Below are 4,199 nucleotides of genomic sequence, written 5' to 3'. Positions count from 1 at the left end.
GGGCAGGCGGGGGAGGCGACGCCCCAGGGGTACTTCCCGCTGATGGACTCGGCCCCGTCCGCGCCGTCGCTGGTGGGCACCGAAGGCCTCACGCCGGAGGAGCAGCGCATCGGGTACACTGCCACCACGCAGGCGCTGGTGGAGTCCCTCACCCGGCGCCACTTCCCGCAGGGCCGCTGACCGCAGGACAAGGCGCGGCGGCCCATGCGGGCCTGGAGAGGACGTCATGCCGCTGCCCCTGCCCCGGTTCCACGACGAAGCCCGCGTCGGCCAGCTCTACCTGGAGCGCGTGGCGGAGGTCTCCGAGGAGGCCTGGCGCTACGCCGCCGAGCACCGCGTGCGTCCGGCCCGCGAGGACACACTCCGCATCGCGGCGTTCGGCATCGACGCGCAGGTGGCCTTCTGCACGCCGGGCGCGAGCCTCTTCGTCCCGGGCGCGGTGGAGGACACGCAGCGCACGCTGCGCTGGCTGTACGCGAACCTGGAGCGGCTGACGGGGCTGGTGTTCTCCCTGGACACGCACCGGGCCTTTCAAATCTTCCATCCCGGCTGGTGGAGGGACGCGGAGGGCCGTCCGCCCGCGCCCATGACGGTCATCACCGCGAAGGACGTGCGGGAGGGCCGCTGGCGGGCGACGCGCCACCCGGAGGAGAGCCTGGCGTACTGCGAGGGGCTGGAGGCGAGCGGCCGGTACGTGCTGACCATCTGGCCGTACCACGCGCTCCTGGGCGGGCAGAGCCACGCGCTGGTGCCGGCGATGTACGAGGCGAGCCTCTTCCACGCGCTGGTGCGGGACACGCCCACGCACTTCGAGCTGAAGGGCGAGCACCCGCTGACGGAGAACTACTCCGTGATGGCGCCGGAGGTGACGGAGGTGAAGGGCCAGCGCGTGGGCGAGTTCAACGCGCGGCTGATGGAGCACCTCATGTCGTTCGACCGCGTGTACGTCTTCGGTCAGGCCAGCTCGCACTGCGTGATGTCCACGCTGAGGGACCTGCAGCAGTACCTGGAGCGCACGGACACGTCGAAGCTCCAGCGCATCCACATCCTGGAGGACGCGATGAGCCCCGTGCCCGCGCCTCCGTTGAAGCCGCTGCCCGCGGCGCTGGACTTCCCCCGCGTGGCGAAGGAGGCGCTGGAGGGCTTCAAGGCCGCCGGGATGCGCGTGGTGCGCACGACGGATCCGATCGCGCCGTAGCTACCGGCCCAGGTGCGCGAGCGCCCACCGGGTGGTGGCCTCGCGCAGCGTCTCCCGGGCGGTGGCGCCGGGGCGGGCCTGTGCGTTCAGCTCCACCACCTCCTGGAAGAGGGACAGGTCCGGTCTGTTGTCCCGCTGCACGACCCCCGCGAAGAGCACCACGTGCGTGCCCTGCGCGCGCGCCAGCCTCGCGAGCGCCACGGGGCCCTTGCCCATGGACGTCTGCCGGTCGAAGCGCCCCTCGCCCGTGAGCACCAGGTCCGCGAGCAGCACCCGCCTGTCCAGACCCAGCGCCCGCGCCACCAGGACATACCCGGAGGTGAGCTTCCCACCCCCGAGCGCCGCGAGCCCGTAGCCCAGGCCTCCCGCCGCGCCCGCGCCGGGGAGGTTGGCGGTGCCCTCGTCGACGATGCGGCAGAAGGTGGCCAGTGCCGCCTCCAGCTCCTCCACCGCCACCGCGTCCGCGCCCTTCTGCGGACCGAAGAGGCGCGCGGCGCCGTCGTTTCCCAGAAGCGGTGACGTCACGTCCGTGGCGATGAGCAGCTCCACCTGTTCCAGGCGCGGGTGTCTGCCGCTCGCATCCACGCGCGAAAGCCTGGCGAGGCTCGCTCCACCCGGAGGTAGCGGCGCGCCGTCCGCGTCCAGGAAGCGGAAGCCCAGCGCCTCCAGCGCGCCCTTGCCGCCATCCGTGGTGGCGCTGCCGCCCAGGCCGACGATGAGCCGCTCGCAGCCCGAGTCCAGCGCCGCGCGCATCAGCTCTCCCGTGCCGTGCGTGCACGCGGCGCGCGCGTCCCGCTGCTCCGGGGGGACCCGCGCGAGCCCCGAGGCCTGCGCCATCTCCACCACCGCCGTGCGCCCATCATCCAGCCGCGCCCAGCAGGCCTCCACGGGCGTGCCCATGGGGCCGCGCACGGTGAGCGGCAGCCGCTCGCCCTTCGAGCCCGCGAGCAACGCGTCGAGCGTGCCCGGCCCTCCGTCCGCGAGCGGCGCCACGTCCAGCACCACGTCCAGCGAGGCCTCCCGCAGCCCCTCCGCCATGGCCTCCGCGGCCTCGGCCGCGGTCAGGGTGCCCTTGAACTCCTGGGGCGCGATCAACCAACGGGGGGGAATCATGCGCGAGCACCCACGGGCGTGGACATGGCGGGACTCGGGTGGGCGCTTTGCCACCACGTCTGCGGCATGGACTTCATGGTTCCTCCCGGGCCGGGGCGGTACTGACCCCCGCATACCATTCCAGGAGGGGACGTGGCCCTCGCAGTGACGGCATCACACGCTGTGAAATCCGCTCCAACCGCAGGAGCAGCCTGGAGACCTCCTCCGACGGCTGGCGCGCGGGGCCCTGGATGCGCTGACAGAAGAAGGTGCGGCAGCCGAACGGCCGGTCCGCGTACACGGTGCAGCGCAGGCCCGCCGCGTCCAGGTAGGGACAGCCGCCGTCGGCCCTGGGGGGCGGAAGGGGCTTGCTGCGCTTGAGCAGCTCCCACTCCGGGAGCCACAGCCAGGGCTGGCGCTTCGTCACGGCCAGCTGGCAGCACTCACCGCTCGCCGGGCACGAATACGGGGCGTACGCCTCGTCCGCCTGCCGGTAGACGGTGCGCGTCTCCTGGAGGGCGCGCTCCAATGCCCGCGTACCGGACGCGGGGGCCTCGTCGTCTGCGTCGTCCCAATCCCGGCGTGCCATGCCTCAACCGTTCCCGCACGTCGGGGGCCGATGGATGGACCCCCTGGATGGGTCCCACCCTATCTCACAGCATGCGCAGGACGAAACATTTGAGGTAGCGCGTCTCGCGCAGGTTGAGGAGGACGGGGTGGTCCCGGCCCGCGCCCCGGCGCTCGATGATCTGCACCCGGCGCTTCGCGTCCGACGCCGCGGAGGCGAGCATCTCCTCGAAGGCCTGCTCATCCACGTGGTACGTGCAGCTCGCGGTCACCAGGATGCCGCCGGGGCGCAACAGCTGGAAGGCGCGCAGGTTGAGCTCCTTGTAGCCGCGCACCGCCGCCGGGATCGCGTCCTTGTTCTTCGCGAAGGAGGGCGGATCAATCACGATGGTGTCGTAGCGCTTGCCCTCGTCCACCGCGTCGCGCATGAAGTCGAACGCGTTGGCCGTCACCACCTCCAGGTTGGTGAGCTTGTTGGACTGGGCGTTCTCGCGCAGCTGCGCGGAGGCGGACTCGGAGATCTCCACCGCCGTGACCTGCTTCGCGCGCGTGGCCAGCTGGAGCGCGAACCCGCCCACGTAGCTGAAGCAGTCCAGCGCCTCGCCGAAGGCGTACTGCGCCGCCATCACGTGGTTCTCGCGCTGGTCCAGGAACGCGCCCGTCTTCTGGCCTTCCAGCAGGTCCGCGCGCATGCGCACCAGGCCTTCGTCGAAGGACACGGGGCCCGGCGGCAGCGCGCCTCGCAACAGGCCCTTCTCCGGGAGGAGGCCCTCCAGGTGGCGCACGCTCACGTCGGAGCGGTTGACGATGCCCTTGGGGTGGAACTGCTCCTCCAGCAGGTCCGCGATGAGCGCCTTGCGCTGCTCCATGGCGGGGACCAGGAACTGCACGCTGAGGTAGTCGCCGTAGCGGTCCACCACGAGCCCGGGCAGGCCGTCCGCCTCGCCGTGCACCAGCCGGTACGTCGTCTCACCCGGCAGCGCCAGCTTGCGCAGCGCTTCGGCGGACTGGAGGCGCTGGCGGAAGAAGTCCACGTCCACCGCGACGTCGTCGTTGGTGAGCCAGCGCAGGGAGATCTTCGACTGCTTCGAATAGAAGGCCTTGCCCAGGAACCAGCCCCGGCCGTCCACCACGCGCACCACTTCACCGCCCTGGAGGCCGGGGTCGCCGTTCAGGTCCGCGCGGTAGATCCACGGCGGGCCCGCGAGCCACCGGTCGGAGCCCCGGCGCAGGAGCATCACCTGGGGCGTGCCGTCCGGACCCAGCTCCGGGGACGTGCGGTCCGGGCGGAGCTTCTCCGGGCGCTGGCCGTGCTTCTCCGGGCGGGCGCCGGGCTTGCCGC

At 72.2% G+C, this 4,199-nt stretch carries 4 protein-coding genes and 1 pseudogene; 2 read left to right on the top strand and 3 right to left on the bottom strand.

Going from position 1 to position 4,199, the window contains the following annotated elements; translation table 11 throughout:
* Both D7X55_RS36825 and D7X55_RS36820 read left to right on the top strand, forming a co-directional pair.
* Nucleotides 1–180, top strand: a pseudogene (locus tag D7X55_RS36825) (nicotinate phosphoribosyltransferase); the annotation flags it as partial.
* Between the two features lie 46 nt (nt 181–226).
* On the top strand, nt 227–1,198 hold the full coding sequence (locus D7X55_RS36820) for a nicotinamidase (protein WP_121725469.1): 972 nt from the start codon (nt 227–229) through the stop codon (nt 1,196–1,198).
* Here the strand turns inward: D7X55_RS36820 and D7X55_RS36815 are convergent, their stop codons facing one another.
* The 3 genes from D7X55_RS36815 to D7X55_RS36805 form a co-directional block, all read right to left on the bottom strand.
* A complete protein-coding gene (locus tag D7X55_RS36815; RefSeq protein ID WP_121725468.1) occupies nt 1,199–2,311 on the bottom strand; it encodes a glycerate kinase in 1,113 nt (370 codons plus the stop codon).
* 73 nt (nt 2,312–2,384) lie between these two features.
* On the bottom strand, nt 2,385–2,879 hold the full coding sequence (locus tag D7X55_RS36810) for a YkgJ family cysteine cluster protein (protein WP_120551986.1): 495 nt from the start codon (nt 2,877–2,879) through the stop codon (nt 2,385–2,387).
* A 64-nt stretch (nt 2,880–2,943) separates the two neighbouring features.
* The coding region (locus tag D7X55_RS36805) for a class I SAM-dependent rRNA methyltransferase (protein ID WP_233610291.1) at nt 2,944–4,199 on the bottom strand (1,256 nt) is incomplete at its 5' end.

The organism is Corallococcus sp. AB049A, from assembly GCF_003668885.1.
GTDB classification, from domain to species: Bacteria; Myxococcota; Myxococcia; order Myxococcales; family Myxococcaceae; genus Corallococcus; species Corallococcus interemptor.
The sequence above is the reverse complement of the archived record's forward strand: the minus strand, read 5'-3'. Positions and strand labels throughout refer to the sequence as shown.

What these genes read in the sequence shown, in the direction of transcription:
- D7X55_RS36810 (WP_120551986.1), bottom strand. Translation starts at nt 2,879, where the DNA reads ATGGCACGCCGGGATTGGGACGACGCAGACGACGAGGCCCCCGCGTCC.
- D7X55_RS36815 (WP_121725468.1), bottom strand. Translation starts at nt 2,311, where the DNA reads ATGATTCCCCCCCGTTGGTTGATCGCGCCCCAGGAGTTCAAGGGCACC.
- D7X55_RS36820 (WP_121725469.1), top strand. Translation starts at nt 227, where the DNA reads ATGCCGCTGCCCCTGCCCCGGTTCCACGACGAAGCCCGCGTCGGCCAG.